Source organism: Ruegeria sp. AG1, from assembly GCF_056541705.1.
The window spans coordinates 21,571-36,175 of sequence record NZ_JBQFYU010000015.1 but is presented as its reverse complement, the minus strand read 5'-3'; the positions used below and the strand labels follow the sequence as shown (position 1 = coordinate 36,175).

The 14,605-nt window shown below is 52.6% G+C and carries 17 protein-coding genes and 1 pseudogene; 14 read left to right on the top strand and 4 right to left on the bottom strand.

Going from position 1 to position 14,605, the window contains the following annotated elements; all coding sequences use genetic code 11:
• The 5 genes and pseudogenes from ACR0B5_RS20245 to ACR0B5_RS20225 all read left to right on the top strand — a co-directional run bounded on the left by ACR0B5_RS20245 (position 1) and on the right by ACR0B5_RS20225 (position 4,657).
• On the top strand, positions 1 to 864 hold the full coding sequence (locus ACR0B5_RS20245) for a branched-chain amino acid ABC transporter permease (RefSeq protein ID WP_480542946.1): 864 nt from the start codon (positions 1 to 3) through the stop codon (positions 862 to 864).
• Positions 861 to 1,889, top strand: coding sequence for a branched-chain amino acid ABC transporter permease (locus ACR0B5_RS20240; protein WP_425083493.1), 1,029 nt, complete (start codon positions 861 to 863; stop codon positions 1,887 to 1,889). The genes ACR0B5_RS20245 and ACR0B5_RS20240 overlap by 4 nt, the downstream gene beginning before the upstream one ends.
• Positions 1,890 to 1,893: 4 nt before the next feature.
• Positions 1,894 to 2,832 (top strand): 3,5-dioxohexanoate:acetyl-CoA acetone transferase, encoded by a 939-nt coding sequence (gene kce, locus ACR0B5_RS20235; protein ID WP_480542944.1) that lies wholly within the window; start codon positions 1,894 to 1,896, stop codon positions 2,830 to 2,832.
• 73 nt (positions 2,833 to 2,905) lie between these two features.
• On the top strand, positions 2,906 to 3,850 hold the full coding sequence (locus tag ACR0B5_RS20230) for a YHYH protein (RefSeq protein WP_480542942.1): 945 nt from the start codon (positions 2,906 to 2,908) through the stop codon (positions 3,848 to 3,850).
• A 100-nt stretch (positions 3,851 to 3,950) separates the two neighbouring features.
• A pseudogene (locus tag ACR0B5_RS20225) lies at positions 3,951 to 4,657 on the top strand (IS6 family transposase).
• 204 nt (positions 4,658 to 4,861) lie between these two features.
• Here the strand turns inward: ACR0B5_RS20225 and ACR0B5_RS20220 are convergent.
• Positions 4,862 to 5,545 carry a GntR family transcriptional regulator gene (locus tag ACR0B5_RS20220; protein WP_480542940.1) on the bottom strand — a complete coding sequence of 228 codons (684 nt, stop codon included), beginning with the start codon at positions 5,543 to 5,545 and terminating at the stop codon, positions 4,862 to 4,864.
• 274 nt (positions 5,546 to 5,819) lie between these two features.
• Here ACR0B5_RS20220 and ACR0B5_RS20215 point away from each other — a divergent pair, with 274 nt between their 5' ends.
• From ACR0B5_RS20215 to ACR0B5_RS20180, 8 genes are all read left to right on the top strand, one after another.
• Positions 5,820 to 6,821, top strand: coding sequence for a TRAP transporter substrate-binding protein (locus tag ACR0B5_RS20215; protein WP_480542938.1), 1,002 nt, complete (start codon positions 5,820 to 5,822; stop codon positions 6,819 to 6,821).
• Between the two features lie 79 nt (positions 6,822 to 6,900).
• Positions 6,901 to 7,434: a TRAP transporter small permease gene (locus ACR0B5_RS20210; RefSeq protein ID WP_480542937.1), complete on the top strand. Its 534-nt coding sequence runs from the start codon at positions 6,901 to 6,903 to the stop codon at positions 7,432 to 7,434.
• A gap of 2 nt (positions 7,435 to 7,436) precedes the next feature.
• A complete protein-coding gene (locus ACR0B5_RS20205) occupies positions 7,437 to 8,723 on the top strand; it encodes a TRAP transporter large permease (protein WP_170375920.1) in 1,287 nt (428 codons plus the stop codon).
• An 18-nt stretch (positions 8,724 to 8,741) separates the two neighbouring features.
• Positions 8,742 to 9,176, top strand: a complete 435-nt coding sequence (locus ACR0B5_RS20200) for a GlcG/HbpS family heme-binding protein (protein WP_480542935.1) — start codon at positions 8,742 to 8,744, stop codon at positions 9,174 to 9,176.
• Positions 9,177 to 9,185: 9 nt separating this feature from the next.
• Positions 9,186 to 10,067 (top strand): NAD(P)-dependent oxidoreductase, encoded by an 882-nt coding sequence (locus ACR0B5_RS20195; RefSeq protein WP_480542933.1) that lies wholly within the window; start codon positions 9,186 to 9,188, stop codon positions 10,065 to 10,067.
• A 56-nt stretch (positions 10,068 to 10,123) separates the two neighbouring features.
• Positions 10,124 to 10,867: an SDR family NAD(P)-dependent oxidoreductase gene (locus ACR0B5_RS20190; RefSeq protein WP_480542931.1), complete on the top strand. Its 744-nt coding sequence runs from the start codon at positions 10,124 to 10,126 to the stop codon at positions 10,865 to 10,867.
• A 17-nt stretch (positions 10,868 to 10,884) separates the two neighbouring features.
• Positions 10,885 to 11,196, top strand: coding sequence for a cupin domain-containing protein (locus tag ACR0B5_RS20185; RefSeq protein WP_480542929.1), 312 nt, complete (start codon positions 10,885 to 10,887; stop codon positions 11,194 to 11,196).
• A gap of 5 nt (positions 11,197 to 11,201) precedes the next feature.
• Positions 11,202 to 12,113, top strand: a complete 912-nt coding sequence (locus tag ACR0B5_RS20180) for a sugar kinase (protein WP_480542927.1) — start codon at positions 11,202 to 11,204, stop codon at positions 12,111 to 12,113.
• 123 nt (positions 12,114 to 12,236) lie between these two features.
• Here the strand turns inward: ACR0B5_RS20180 and ACR0B5_RS20175 are convergent, their stop codons facing one another.
• The 3 genes from ACR0B5_RS20175 to ACR0B5_RS20165 form a co-directional block, all read right to left on the bottom strand.
• Positions 12,237 to 12,680: an N-acetyltransferase family protein gene (locus tag ACR0B5_RS20175; RefSeq protein ID WP_480542925.1), complete on the bottom strand. Its 444-nt coding sequence runs from the start codon at positions 12,678 to 12,680 to the stop codon at positions 12,237 to 12,239.
• Between the two features lie 324 nt (positions 12,681 to 13,004).
• The gene (locus ACR0B5_RS20170) at positions 13,005 to 13,232 is read right to left on the bottom strand and encodes a DUF1127 domain-containing protein (RefSeq protein WP_480542923.1); all 228 of its coding nucleotides are present in this window, start codon (positions 13,230 to 13,232) and stop codon (positions 13,005 to 13,007) included.
• Positions 13,222 to 13,446, bottom strand: a complete 225-nt coding sequence (locus ACR0B5_RS20165) for a DUF1127 domain-containing protein (RefSeq protein WP_170375908.1) — start codon at positions 13,444 to 13,446, stop codon at positions 13,222 to 13,224. The genes ACR0B5_RS20170 and ACR0B5_RS20165 overlap by 11 nt, the downstream gene beginning before the upstream one ends.
• Positions 13,447 to 13,576: 130 nt before the next feature.
• Here ACR0B5_RS20165 and ACR0B5_RS20160 point away from each other — a divergent pair, with 130 nt between their 5' ends.
• Entirely contained in the window at positions 13,577 to 14,470 is an 894-nt protein-coding gene (locus ACR0B5_RS20160) for a LysR family transcriptional regulator (RefSeq protein ID WP_170662727.1), read from the top strand.
• The last annotated feature ends 135 nt before the right edge of the window (positions 14,471 to 14,605 follow it).

Genomic DNA, 14,605 nt, shown 5'->3' with positions numbered 1-14,605 from the left:
ATGGAATGGCTGAACGCTGTCGTGCAGGGAACTTTACTGGGCGGGCTATACGCGTTGTTTGCCGCAGGTCTTTCGTTGATCTTTGGGGTTATGCGGCTAGTCAATATTGCCCATGGCGATCTAATTGTGTTGGCTGCATATCTTGGGCTGACCGTGACGACCGCGACCGGGATGCATCCGATGGCCGCATTGGTGATCGTGGTGCCCGCTATGGCTCTGATTGGGTATGCCCTTCAACGCGGCCTACTGAACCAAACCCTGGGCGACGATATCCTTCCACCGCTGCTTGTGACCTTCGGGCTGAGTGTAATCATCCAGAACGGGTTGCTGGAGGTCTACACAGCCGACCCGCAAACACTGAATGCTGGTGCTCTGGAAACAGCCAGCGTTGCGGTAGGCGGTGTGACCCTCGGGATCTTGCCGCTGCTGACTTTCGGGATTGCAATCGCCGTGATCTGGGGGCTCCAATGGACCTTTTATCACACTGCTATCGGTCGCGCATTTCGAGCGGTGTCCGACAATCAAGACATTGCCCAGCTCATGGGCCTCGATCGCCGACACATCTTTGGCTTGGCCATGGCGCTGGCCCTCGGCGTGACGGCAATCGCCGGTATTCTGCTTGGCATTCGGACAAGCTTTGATCCCTCGATTGGCGGGGGCCGCCTGATCTTTGGCTTTGAGGCTGTCATTATCGGCGGGCTTGGCAACCTTTGGGGCACTCTCATTGGCGGCGTTATTCTTGGCGTCGCGCAAACCATCGGAGCTAAGATTGATCCGGGCTGGCAAGTACTAGCCGGCCATATTGCCTTCCTTGTTATTCTTGCCGTTCGTCCGAACGGCCTCTTCCCGAGGGTTTCCGGATGAACTTGCAGGACTACAGTGTATCTCGGTCATCAAAAGCAGCGCGCGTTGCAGCGATCGTGGCCGCAATCGGTTTGCTTGTTCTGATTGCAGCGCCCTGGTGGGCAGGCCGCGCCGACATGCGCTTGATGGGGGAGCTGTTTCTCTACCTATCCCTTGCCACCCTTTGGAACCTCATGGCGGGCTACGCCGGCCTCGTCTCGGTTGGGCAGCAAGCCTATGTGGGCTTCGGCGGCTATATGCTCTTCGCACTTACGATGCTGGGTGGGCTGAACCCCTTGGTTGCTATTGCAGCAGCGGGAGCGCTAGGGGCTTTGATCTCGATCCCGGTTGCTGTTCTGATCTTCAGGCTTCGGGGCGCATATTTTGCCATTGGCACCTGGGTCATCGCAGAGGTCTTTCGACTGAGCTTCGCGCAAATCTCAGCGCTTGGCGGAGGGTCAGGATCTTCGCTGCCCGTTGCCATCGTGAAATCACTGGCATCCGGGCGCGCGATGCGTGAGGCGCTGAGCTATTGGCTGGCACTCGGGGCCGCCGTGCTGGTTGTGACCGCCGTGTATCTCTTCCTGCGTTCGCGCCAAGGTTTGGCATTGACGGCAATTCGGGACAACGAACTGGCCGCCGGTAGCCTTGGCATCGATATCTGGCGAACGAAGTTCATAGTGTACGTCGTCACGTCGGCATTCACGGCGATGATCGGCGCGCTGATCTTCTTGCAAAAGCTGCGCATATCGCCGGATGCGGCGTTCAGCGTCAATGATTGGACTGCCTTCGTCATCTTCATCGTAGTGATCGGCGGCATCGGTACCATCGAAGGACCGATCATCGGCACACTCGTCTTCTTTGCGCTACGCGAAACGCTGGCTGACCTTGGAACAACATACCTGATCGTTTTGGGCGTGGTCGCGATTGTCGTCATGCTTAAGGCACCGAAAGGTATCTGGGGCGTAATCCGCAGCCGCTATGATCTGCAACTTTTCCCGCTGGGCTATCGCGTAAAGCACACCGGACAATCCAAGGAAAACTGAACCAATGGCCCGTCAGAAAAAGACCATCATCACATGTGCTGTAACAGGAGCGATCCACACACCAACTATGTCGGATGCACTTCCGTACTCCTATGACGACATCGCGCGGCAGGCGATCGAGGCCGCCGAGGCCGGAGCGTCGATCCTCCACCTGCATGCGCGAAATCCCAAGGACGGGTCGCCATCCGTCGACCCAAATGACTTTGCGCCATTTCTGCCTCGCATAAAACAGGCGACCGATGCCGTTGTGAACCTATCGACTGGAGGATCGCTGACACTATCCATTCAAGACCGGATCAACCCGGCCAAGACTTTCAGCCCCGAGATGTGCTCGATGAATATGGGTTCGATGAACTTCTCGTTTCACCCATTGGCCAACCGGTATGGCGATGATGATTGGAAATTTGATTGGGAGAAAGACTATGTCGCGAACTCCGATCAGAACATCTTTCGCAATACGTTCCGGGACATTCGCGAAGCGGCAGAAACGCTCGCGCCGCATGACATCAAATTCGAACATGAATGCTACGATGTTGGCCACTTGTATAACTTAAAATTCTGCATGGATATCGGGTTGTTCAAAGCACCTATTTTCGTTCAATTCATCTTTGGAATCCTCGGTGGTATCGGGCCTGAGGTCGACAACCTGATCTTCATGAAACGCACAGCAGATCGCCTGTTCGGTGATGACTACCGCTGGTCCGTTCTCGGAGCCGGCGGTGCGCAGATGTCGCTTGCTACCACTGCAAGTCAGATGGGCGGCAATCTTCGCGTTGGTCTAGAAGACAGCTTGTTCATCTCACGTGGAAAGTTGGCCGAAAGCAACGCTCAGCAAGTCGCTAAAATTCGACGTATTGTAGAAGATCTGGGCACTCAGGTCGCGACCCCAGATGAAGCAAGGGAAATCCTAGACTTAAAGGGAGGAGACCGCGTCGCCTTCTGAAGGTAGGATGACCAAAAACAACTCTCATCATTAACATTTTTTGGAATTTCCGAAAGCCCAAGGAGATTGAGCAATGCGATTGAAAGTATTGATAATCAGTGCGCTTCTGACAGGATTTATGACCCTGCAGGCTCATGCGCAAAACGTAACCCAAGACATCACCAATCTTTTGTTCAGCAACCGGTCCGGAGACTGCGCGGATTATGCAGGAGTGTATTCCGCTTCGGTGGAAGACGTCACGCGCCAACAACGGTTTAACTCCGAAATCGAAATCTCGGCAGAAAGCCAGCACTGTACCCTCAAGACCAATGGCATTCCTAACCATGATTTCAATGGGCCTACAGCCAACTTCGCTAACAATGTACGCGAATTGCCTGGCACTTTTCGGATTCCCAGAAATCCGGAGAAGGCCAGCAACCAAACCGCGCTGTCGCAACGGAGTTATGATGCCATTTTGTTGAATGGCGTGCCGGTCGATTTGCTTTCGGCTGGGTGTTATCGCCCGAGCGGCCCGCGAGCAGACAAGAACGGCAATGTATTGGCGGGGTGTCGAGACACTGATCCATGGCTGCTTGATCCGCCGTCCTACGATCAGTATTTTGGTGTAGATCTGCACAATGCCCATGCCCAGCCCGATGGCAGGTATCACTACCATTCCAATCCAAATGCACTGTTTTTGGATCACGACCTTGATAAGCCGTCTCCAGTTATTGGTTTTGCAGCTGACGGCTTTCCGATCTACGGGACGATATTCAAAGACAGCAATGGTGCGATAAGACCTGCGATTTCCGGCTACCAACTCAAAACTACGCCTCGGCCTGCGCCGCCTAACGGGCCGGGCGGTACTCCGGACGGCACATATATAAACGACTACGAGTTCACTGGGGCTGGCGATCTAGATAAGTGCAATGGCATGACTGTGGATGGCCAGTACGGATACTATGTCACGACAAGCTACCCGTGGGTACTGAACTGTCTGGTAGGAGAACCTGATCGCTCATTCGAAAAAAGGCGGTAGATTAGTTCGGGTCTTAGGTTTGTCCAACTGCGGTTTGTCCAACGGTCTTGTCAGAAAAACTTTGCTCGAGCGGGGCAAGGTGGTTGAGTAGCTTTTTCCGATGACCAGATCTGCCTTTTTCAAATACTTTAAAATAGTCCCGAAATCATTCGCCTTGCTGTGATGCTGTACATCCGTTTCCCGCTCTCGCTTCGGAATGTCGAAGATCTGCTGCATGAGCGAGGCATCGATGTGAGCCCGAAACTGTCCGAAATTGGTGGAACAGGTTTGACCCGAAGTTTGCTGCTGAGATCAGACGGAAGCGGGTGCAACAACTGCGCGCGTTCTCGAAATGGAAGTGGCACCCGGATGAGGTTTTCTTGAAGGTGAATGGCAAGCGGCATTATCTTTCGCGGGCTGTTGGCCATGAAGGCAAGGTGCTGCAAGCTGTTGTCACCAAACACCGAAACAAGCAGGCGGTATTGAAATTCTTCAAGAAATTGATGAAACAGCCATGGCTGTTCAGAAGAGATCGTAACGGATCGCTTCGCGTCGTGTCGGGCTGCTCTCAGAGAACTAGGCGCTACCGAAAAACAGCAGACGGGCAGGTGGTTCAACAACCGCGTCGAGAACTCGCACCTTCTTTTCCGACGACGCGGACGCGCGATGCAGCGTTTCAGGCGCATGCGAAGTCTACAGAAATTCGCCTCTGTCCATTCCTCCTTGTGCAACCAATTCAACCAGGAAAGATCGCTAGCCAGCCGAGACACCTTCAAGCTGACCCGCTCCGCCACTCTTAGCTTGTGGCGTCAACTTTGTTCCAGATAGGTTCGCTGTTTCCTAGGCACACTGAAACTGGTTCGAATTCGTCTGACGGCACCCAGATCTGTATATTTTCGGAGATTTATGCTGCAAATTCCCTGATCCCCAACAACGAAAAAAAACGCTAAGAATAACGAGCATCCGGCCGGCACGATAGGCACTTTGTCGGCGCCGGATATTGAATGAAGTTAGCGGTACGAGTTTCCGAACTTATTCAAAGTACTCGGGATGGCGTTCATGAATAAACGCGATAGTGTCGTCGAGGCGGGATAAGTGTTTTCTGACTGCGTTTTGCGCTTTTGACAGATCCCGCGAGGCAAGCCCATTTGCGATCTCATAGTGGTCTTCCAAAATGGAATTCGCCTCGCGATCTTTCTCAAGACCAAGCATACAGAGACGATCTACTTTTTGTTTGCATTCCAGCATAACTTCGAACGCTAACGGGTTGCCGCCAAGGACGTAGATTAGTTTGTGAAAATCGTAATCGAGCGCGTGAAAGGCAGATAGATCCCCTTGCGTCAGAGCATTCTCCTGAAGGGCTAAGTTTTCGCTTAGCTTCGCATCCCGATCTGAATCCCAAGTCTCAACCGCCATGTAAACTATTTCAAGTTCGACGGCCCTTCGCACCAAACGAGCAAGCTCTAGGCGATCCATTGAAAAGCCGCGCACCACGGTTGCTTTTTGAGGTCGGATAAGTAGCAAATCCTCATTTCCAAGCCTGGTGAAGGCGTTGCGAACAGGTTGGCGAGATACGCCGAATCGACGTGCGACTTCCGTCTCGGACAATTTTGTACCGGGAAGAATTTCGAGCGAAACGATCTGATCGTGCAGTGTTTCGTAGACGGCATCAGTGGTTGTTCGGGTTCTAATTCCGTCCACGATTTTTTCTTTCATCCTCTGATTCATAATCCTGCCACCACGATCTGATGGGTGGTTAAGGCACTGTTTTATATATCTAAAAGCCATACTTCGTACGTATTTCAGCAAGGCTTTTTCGGTTAATATCAAAGAGCCTGTAACCATTGAAGTCAAGGCCGTCACATGTTTCAAACGAGTTGTTGACACAACTTGGATACTAGTGTCCTTATGAGTGCAGCAGTGATTCCGGCTCTGGGAGGAAGCAGGAAGTTTTGCGACTTTCATCCTCCAGACGACACCTTTTGGCCTGTTGCTGCTCAGAAAAAACGGGAGGAGACCCATGACTTCTACGAAATCGCTTTTTGCAGCAGTAACCGTTGCACTGATCGCCTCTTCAGCATCGGCTGAAAGCTGGCGCGCTTGGAACATTCACAATGACGGCCACCCCAATACGGCGGCGATGGACAAATTTGCTGAGCTTGTTGACACAGCCACAGATGGTGAAGTCACGGTAGATGTTTTCCACGGCGGCGTTCTTGGCTCGCAGCCCGATGCGCTGGAGCAAGTGCGAATTGGAGCCATCGAGGTTGGCAACTTCAACCTTGGCCCGATTGGTCCGATGGTCAAAGAGGCAAACCTTGTATCGCTTCCATTCATCTTCAAAAGTGTGCCGCACATGTTCCGCGTGATGGAAGGTGAAGCTGGTGCGGTCGTTGCCGAAGCGATGGGTGAGGCTGGAGTTCTTCCCCTTGCATATTTTGATGCTGGAGCCAGGTCATTCTACAGCCAGAAACCAATCAACTCTCCAGCCGATGTGGAAGGCCTGAAGATCCGAGTTATGAACAACGATCTCTACACTTCGATGATTTCGGCGATGGGTGGAAATCCGTCTCCCATGGCTTTTTCGGAAGTACAACAGGCACTGAAAACAGGCGTTGTTGATGGGGCGGAGAACAACTTCCCGTCGTTCAAAAATGTCGGCCATTACGAAGTGACGTCGCACTATTCCCTGTCTGAGCATTTGATCATCCCCGAGTGCATCTGTGTGAATACAGCCAAGTTCAACGCGCTTAGCCCCGAACTACAGGAAGCTGTACGTAGTGCGGCACAAGAAGCGGCTCTGTATCAGCGCGAACTGTGGGCTGTTGGATCTGAGCAAGCGCGCTCTGACGTTGAAGCGGCTGGCATCACAGTCAACGAAATCGCAGACAAGGGCCCGTTCCAGTCCGCGATGGACGTAGTCTATGCCGACTACCTCGCTGCCAACCCAGATATGAAAGCGTTGGTAGAGATGGCTCAGGCCACTGAGTGATTTGCCAAAGCGAAAACAGTTAAGCGCGTCCGGTTTCCTTCAAAGAAGCCGGACTCGTAAAACCAAAAAAGGGGGCGGCATGCAAGTTTCAGGCAAGACATCAGAGTTTCTACGGAGGATGGATTTCTTCCTCGACCTGCTCGCCCGCCTTTGTACCGTGTTGGCCGGCGTCGCCATCGTGACTATGACCGCCATCTTCGCGTGGCTGGTCTTTGGCCGGTACGTCCTCAATGACACGCCCACCTGGGTTGAACAGGTATCGCTTTTACTTGTCATGGTTATTGCCTTCCTCGGCGCAGCAGCCGGAGTGCACAACCATACCCACCTCTCTGTTGTTCTTCTTCGGGGGATGGTGCCGCCGAAAGTACGAACAGTCTTTGTCTGCATCACAGATATGCTGCTAGCCGGATTTGGCGCGATGATGTTCTGGTATGGGCTTGAATTGACCGAATTCAAATGGGGCACGTTGATCCCGCTTATTCAATGGCCCGAGGGCCTGAGATCCCTGCCTATGACAATTAGCGGAGCATTGGTCCTTCTGTTTTCCACCGGTCATCTGATCCGCCTGTTTCTGGGCGAGGATGCGCGTCAAGACAGTATAGATCAGGGTTAATCATGGGACTTGCAGTTCTTCTCGGGGTCTTTGCCCTTTCTGTCATAATCGGCACTCCGGTCGCTTACGCACTTGGGATTTCTGCCTTGGCTGCGTTTTGGTATGAAGGTTTGCCGTTGTTCGTCGGCTTTCAACGAATAGTGGCGGGAATCAACGTTTTTTCGCTTATGGCGATCCCGTTTTTCATTTTCGCTGGCGAGCTGATGTTCCACGGCGGGATAGCCGTTAGATTGGTCAGGTTCGCGCAAGCTGCTGTCGGTGCCGTGCGCGGCGGGCTTGGCATTGTAAACGTGTTTTCCTCCATGCTTTTTGGCGGGATTTCAGGTTCGGCGATCGCGGACATCTCCGCGCTGGGCTCAATTCTCATCCCCGTTATGAAAGACAAGGGATACGATGCTGACTATGCGGTAAATGTGACGGTGACGTCTTCTATCGCCGGGATCATCATTCCACCCAGTCACAATATGATCATCTTTGCTCTTGCAACGGGTGGTGTGGTGTCAATTTCCAAGCTGTTCTTGGCGGGCGTGGTCCCCGGCATCCTGATGTGCTGTTGCTTGGCAATTGCTGCATATGTGGTCGCAGTAAAGCGCGGCTATCAGGCTGAACGGTTTCCAGGATGGACGGCGCTGGCGTACGCGTTTATCGGCTCCATCCCCGGCTTGCTGACTGCCGTCATTATCGTCGGAGGTGTCCTGTCAGGCATCTTTACTGTGACAGAGTCCGGTGCGTTCGGGGCTATGTATGCCTTTGTTGTCACGCTGATCGTCTACCGCAGCCTGTCATGGGATGCCTTTAAGACGGCTGTAATTTCCTCAGTGCGCACAACGTCGATGGTCATGATCCTGATCGCCTGTGCCGGGGCCTTCGCGTACATGCTGACCTACAACCGCGTACCAACCAAAACGGTCGAGTTCCTTTTGGGTATAACCGAGAACCCGATCCTGATTTTGCTGATGATCAATGCCGTTCTTTTGCTGCTTGGCATGATTATGGATATGGCAGCTTTGATCCTCATCTGCACGCCGATCTTCTTACCGGTGATGAATATGCTGGGGATCGATCCGCTGCAATTTGGCATGATCCTTCTGGTGAACCTTGGTCTGGGGCTTTGCACGCCTCCGGTCGGGACCTGCCTGTTTGTAGGCTGTGCGGTTGGCCAGTTGCCGATGGAAAAAGCCATTAGAACGATCTGGCCTTTCTACCTTGCGATCTTCGCAGCGCTGATGCTGATCACCTTCGTTCCTGCCATCTCCCTCACACTTCCCACTCTCCTAATCGGCCCATAAAGCCCAAAGGACGCCGCTATGTTGAATATCAAACGATTGGACATTGAAGAGGCGCGACGGCTGATCGCGGTCGCTAGGCTCAAAGCCGAAGATATCGGGGTACCTATGTGCATCGCTGTTACCGACGAGAGCGGTATCCTCATCGCATTTGAGCGAATGGATGGCGCCAAGACTACCAGCGTCAATCTGGCGATCGACAAGGCTTATACCGCAAGCGGCATCAAAAAGAGCACGCAAGCCTTGGGTGAAGTCAGTCAACCGGGAATGCCAGCGCATGGCATCGCCTCGGCCTTAGGCGGACGTATGGTGACCGTTGCCGGCGGATTTCCAGTGCTTGCTGGTTCTGATGTCGTCGGCGGCATTGGTGTTAGCTCAGGCTCGCCTGCGCAAGATCATGACGTCGCCCAAGCTGGGGCCGATGTCTTTTCCAAAATGAAAAACCTAAACGCTTAGGAGGCGCATATGTCGAATCCAAAAATCGGTTTTATTGGCCTAGGCCAAATGGGCAGCAAGATGGTTGAATGCCTCCAAAAAAATGGTTTTGATCTTATGGTTATGGGCCGCAACAAAGCGGCGGTTGCCCAAACCGTTGCGCGCGGAGCGGTCGAGGTGAGCACCCCTAGGGAACTCGCCGCGGCCAGTGATATCGTCATGCTCTGCGTGACAACATCTGACGTGGTCGAAAGCCTGATCTACGGCGAGAATGGTATTCTCGCCGGGATCAAAGAAGGCGCGGTGGTCATAGATTTCGGAACGTCCATTCCAGCGTCAACAAAGAAAATTGGCGCTGACCTTGCGAAAAAAGGGGCGGGGATGCTCGACGCGCCGTTGGGGCGTTCACCTATGCACGCCAAGGACGGTTTGCTGAACATTATGGCAGCGGGCGATATCGAAACGTTTGAAAAGGTCAAACCTGTGCTCGACGTGCAGGGCGAGAACGTGTTCCATCTTGGCACACTCGGCGCGGGACATACGACCAAGCTGATCAACAACTTCATGGGTATGACAACAGCGTGTACCATGAGCCAGGCATTTGCAGTTGCAAAACAAGCGGGCATCGATGGCCAGCAGCTTTTTGAGATCATGTCTGCGGGCCCGTCCAATTCTCCATTCATGAAATTTTGCAAGAATTACGCCGTCGACGGCGTAAGTGATCTTGGGTTTTCGATCAGCAATGCCAACAAGGACATCGCCTACTTCGTTCAGATGATTGCTGACATTGGAACGCGCTCCGAAATCGCTGAAGGCACTTCCGCAAATCTTCAAACGGCGCTTGATGCAGGGATGGGCGAAGGCAATGTACCCGAAATCTACGACATGTTCGTCAAACGCGGTGCAGCTTAGGCGACCCACAATGGCACACGACTACTTTCAAAGCTGAGCAAAGATGAGGGATGCCCATGAAACTCGCTGGAAAATCGGCAATTGTAACTGGAGCCGGCCGCGATATCGGTGCAGCAGTCGCTCTCAAGCTTGCCTCCGAGGGCGCAAACGTCGCAATAAACTATTTTGCCAGCAGCGCAGGCGCTGAGGACGTTGTGGCCAAGATCAAAGCAAATGGCGGGACCGCGTTCGCGCTTCAAGGAGACCTAACGCAGAAAAGCGACGTTGACGCATTGGTGGCGCGATCTCTCGCGGAATTCGGCAGTATTGACGTTTTGGTCAATAATGCGGGCGGTTTGGTTGCCCGCAAAACAGTCGCAGAGTCCTCACTTGAACATTGGCGGTATGTGATGGACTTGAACCTGACCAGCAACTTCATGATGACCAACGCCTGTTTGGCTCATATGAAAAGCGGTGCAATTGTCAACTTGGCAAGCCAAGCTGCTCGCGATGGTGGTGGCCCCGGCTCAGTTCCCTATGCGACCTCAAAGGGCGCGATCATGACGCTGACGCGGGGTTTGGCCAAAGAGCTGGGCCCGGATATCAGGGTCAATGGGCTGTGCCCTGGGATGATAGATACCGATTTTCATAACATCCACACACCGGACGCGGGACGTCGCGGCTTCGAAGCCGCTGCGCCAATGAAACGTCAGGGCTCCATTGAGGATGTCGCAAACCTTGTCCTATTCCTAGCCTGCGACGACAGTGCTTTCATTACAGGAGCTAATGTCGATCTGAATGGTGGAATGCTTTTCTCATAGCGTAGTGGAGGTACACCTTGCCTGAATTTCCAGTTGTCTCGACAGGAGAGAATGTCACACGGCAAGTTCTCTCTGATCATCCCAATCTCATGGTTGTTGCCTTTCGGTTTAGCAAAGCAGGTGCGATAGGCGCGTTGCACAGCCATCCGCATGTCCAGTCAACCTATGTCGAAAGTGGCCGGTTCCGGTTCACTTTGGGCGAAAGTGACCAAGAGTTCGGGCCAGGAGACAGTTTTATCATTCCTTCAGATCAAACCCACGGATGTGTTTGCCTCGAACCAGGAAAGCTCGTAGATAGCTTCACTCCGCGGCGTAACGATTTTTTGTAGAACCCATGCGTATCTTAGCAATAGGCGAGTGCATGGCGGAACTTGCTCCCCTGGGCGGTCCAGGGGAGTTCAAGATCGGGTACGCTGGTGATACGTTCAACACGGCTTGGTATTTAGCGAATATATCACCAAATACAGAGGTCGCTTATTTCACGACAGTTGGTGACGACAAACTGTCTCGCGAAATGCGAGCCTTCATTGACAGAACAGGCATCGATGCCTCTCACATTTGCGAAATTTCGGAAGGAACCGTGGGTCTCTATATGATCCACCTTTCCAACGGCGAGCGTAGTTTTTCCTACTGGCGCAACAGCTCTGCAGCCAAACGGCTTGCGGACGACCCAGATGCGCTTGACCGTGCTATCGAAAAAGCGGATTTGATCTATTACTCAGGAATTACGCTGGGAATTCTTGGTCCTCAATCGCGTGAAAATCTACTTGGTGCTCTCCAAAGGGGTCGCGATGTAGGGAAAACCGTGGCTTTCGATACGAACATCAGACCCAAACTTTGGTCGAGTACCGAAGAAATGAAGCGTTCAATCATGCGCGCTGCTGAGCTCTCGGATATCGTGTTGCCGTCTTTTGACGATGAAAGCGCGTGGTTTAATGACGACTGTCCGACCGCGACTCTTGAACGATATGCAAGACTTGGTGTGGAGCGGATCGTCGTAAAGAACGGCGAGCATTCTGTGGTTTATAAAGATGGGAATATTAGAGGGGAGGTGCCTACTAAGCCGGAAACTACCGCTATTGATACAACAGCCGCTGGTGACAGCTTCAACGCTGGCGTTTTGCTCAGCGTATCGGAGAAAAGTGATTTCCGCGCAGGGATATCGTTGGGCTGCAAATTGGCCAGCTACGTGATCCAAGCCAAAGGAGCGCTAGTTCCTGTCGATGCACTGCGTGTTACAGCTTGAGGCGGTAAATCCCGACTTGTGTTTAAGGTGGAATATGCGCGTCGCACGGCCACTATCTGAAGAAAGGTAACTCTAACACTGAAACAATAAAGGCACTAGAAAAGCTCATTCGCTTAAGCCCAATCAAACGACCGCAATACGCAGTGTGCCATTGGTCGTCATAGTAAAAAGCAGATGTGAGTGTGCCCTAGCTTCAGCGATAATCTCTATGGCAATTGACGCGGGCGTCGGCCAGTTGAGGTGCAAGATTGCTTCAACAATATCCGCGTAGGCTACAAACTGCGTGTTATGTTTCGCCGCAAGATAGCGCATGTGGCGGTTTTCCTTCAGGCACATCATTTGGATAGTCCGGACGCCTCTGTTCTGCGCCATCGCGTACATCTGTTGAACCAAAGCGTCGCCAATCCCAAGGCCTCGGCACTCGGCTTCGACAGAGAATGCAGCCTCTGGCTTTGATGGCCATGAATGAAAGAGGCCGCGCAGTTCCACAAGGCCCCTCAATTGGCCCCAGACAAACGCCCCACAAGCGATACTGTCATGCCGAAGGATGTTCTGTGCGTAGCTCAAGACGTAATTGGCGTTGACGACTCCAAAAAACCGTGCTCGCCGCGTTTCGATATCTAACTACAGAAAATGATTACAGATGTTACTTTGATCGCCAGAACGGAGACGACGAACGATCGGGTCCTGTAGTGCTCTCATGACTTTCAATTTTCGCGTTTCCTGTTTGGCAGGTTGGTATGGGCCAGCATTTTCGGGAGGAGGTGAAAATGCTGGCCCTTTGCGATGGCGCTCCCCGTTGGCTTTTTCGCCGCCGCTTATGCTGGCTTACTCTGGGAGGAGCGAGGACCAGCAAACTTGTGCAATCTTCTGACCTGAAGACCCACTTCTCTATTCTTCAGCCATTAGTTTTTCGGCATATTCCGGGATCTCAGATCGCGAAATTCCGATCTGAGCGAGTTGGTAGTCACTCATATTCGAAAGCGCAGAGAGCATCCGGGCCATTTTCAGTGCCTTCAAGGCGGCTTTAGTTGTGGATCTGATCCACACCAAGAATGCGATTGATTGGGCGATCGCGTGATCGCGATACGTAGCAGGGGCTTGGGTGTTAACAGCCATAGGCGGCCTCCAACGCAAGATTTTTGATGCTGCTTCGCGAGATACCCAAATCTATTAAGTCACGGTCAGATAGCACCGAGAGTTCATAGTAAGTTTCGCGATAAACCCTGCGTTTGGCCTGTGCCTTGCGTATCGTGTCCAGCTTTTGATGAAAGAACGTGCGGCCAGCTTCGAAAACGACATCCAGCGCGCTGTTTGATCGAGTAATTGCCATGATATTGCCTCGTCCATTGCTGCAATGCAGTATTTATTCTGCAATGCAGAGATAAGGGCATTTGGTAGCGCTCACAACTCGCCATTTTGGCAAAGGCCCCATGCCATATTGGAACAGCAAAGGTCATGACATGGACATTTCTGCGCAAATGCTAATCTTTGCGACGGTTGTCGAGCAGGGCAGTATTTCTGCGGCTGCAAGATCAATGGGGCAAACCCCATCAGCAGTAAGTAAGCAGATCGGGTTACTTGAAGATCAGGTGCACTACCGACTTCTGAATCGTACCAGAACGGGTGTCTCTCCAACGCGGGAAGGCCAAGATTTCTATGAAAAATGCAAAGCGATGGCTGACAAATTCAATGAAGCCAAAGCAATGATCCACAGCTTTGACGGTGTCCCACGCGGAGAACTCAGGATCGCATCCACTGTTGCATTCGGTAAGTCCCAACTGATTCCTGCTCTGCCAGAGTTCATGAAAGAGAACCCTCAGGTTCAAATGTCTTTGGATTTGACCGACCGAGAAATTGATCTTCGGAGTGAAGGCTTCGATGCGGCGATCTGCTTTGCGGAACAACGCAAGAATCCAGATATGGTCATCAGGCGCGTTATGCAGAGTCGAAGGGTACTATGTGCCTCACCTGAATACCTTGCGCGTTGTGGAACACCGTCGAATTTTGCCGAATTGGCTGAGCACAATTGCTTGAGAGTTGCTGGGAGAAGCCAGCGGAACGCTTGGAACAGCATCGAACCGAACGCAGGCGAAAAATTTGAAGCAACGGGCAGCTTTGAGGGGAACAGCACCGATGTCGTCTTTAGAGCCGCTCTGGCTGGTATCGGGATCGCACGGCTGCCCTGCTATATGGCAAACAGGAAGTTTCTCTCCGGCGAACTTGTCCATGTCATGCCGGAGTATGCACCTCCCAGCACGGATATCGTCGTAATGTTTGCCGAAAGGCGGAATCTGGCACCAAAAACGCGCGCGTTTGTGGATTATCTCGCGCGGCGGTTTCGGGATACCGAATAGAACCAAAGGAACGGCTAACCACGCATAAAAGTGATAATACTTTTGACCCGCAGATGAGCTGAACACTTAACGATGGATCGCTTCACCTAAAACCGTTGCGACAGTATCCTTCCATCGTTTCGACACGTTAAAAAA

What these genes read in the sequence shown, in the direction of transcription:
- ACR0B5_RS20170 (WP_480542923.1), bottom strand. Translation starts at nt 13,232, where the DNA reads ATGGCTGTTAACACCCAAGCCCCTGCTACGTATCGCGATCACGCGATC.
- ACR0B5_RS20245 (WP_480542946.1), top strand. Translation starts at nt 1, where the DNA reads ATGGAATGGCTGAACGCTGTCGTGCAGGGAACTTTACTGGGCGGGCTA.
- ACR0B5_RS20165 (WP_170375908.1), bottom strand. Translation starts at nt 13,446, where the DNA reads ATGGCAATTACTCGATCAAACAGCGCGCTGGATGTCGTTTTCGAAGCT.
- ACR0B5_RS20240 (WP_425083493.1), top strand. Translation starts at nt 861, where the DNA reads ATGAACTTGCAGGACTACAGTGTATCTCGGTCATCAAAAGCAGCGCGC.
- ACR0B5_RS20210 (WP_480542937.1), top strand. Translation starts at nt 6,901, where the DNA reads ATGCAAGTTTCAGGCAAGACATCAGAGTTTCTACGGAGGATGGATTTC.
- ACR0B5_RS20160 (WP_170662727.1), top strand. Translation starts at nt 13,577, where the DNA reads ATGGACATTTCTGCGCAAATGCTAATCTTTGCGACGGTTGTCGAGCAG.
- kce (WP_480542944.1), top strand. Translation starts at nt 1,894, where the DNA reads ATGGCCCGTCAGAAAAAGACCATCATCACATGTGCTGTAACAGGAGCG.
- ACR0B5_RS20180 (WP_480542927.1), top strand. Translation starts at nt 11,202, where the DNA reads ATGCGTATCTTAGCAATAGGCGAGTGCATGGCGGAACTTGCTCCCCTG.
- ACR0B5_RS20230 (WP_480542942.1), top strand. Translation starts at nt 2,906, where the DNA reads ATGCGATTGAAAGTATTGATAATCAGTGCGCTTCTGACAGGATTTATG.
- ACR0B5_RS20205 (WP_170375920.1), top strand. Translation starts at nt 7,437, where the DNA reads ATGGGACTTGCAGTTCTTCTCGGGGTCTTTGCCCTTTCTGTCATAATC.
- ACR0B5_RS20200 (WP_480542935.1), top strand. Translation starts at nt 8,742, where the DNA reads ATGTTGAATATCAAACGATTGGACATTGAAGAGGCGCGACGGCTGATC.
- ACR0B5_RS20220 (WP_480542940.1), bottom strand. Translation starts at nt 5,545, where the DNA reads ATGAAAGAAAAAATCGTGGACGGAATTAGAACCCGAACAACCACTGAT.
- ACR0B5_RS20195 (WP_480542933.1), top strand. Translation starts at nt 9,186, where the DNA reads ATGTCGAATCCAAAAATCGGTTTTATTGGCCTAGGCCAAATGGGCAGC.
- ACR0B5_RS20190 (WP_480542931.1), top strand. Translation starts at nt 10,124, where the DNA reads ATGAAACTCGCTGGAAAATCGGCAATTGTAACTGGAGCCGGCCGCGAT.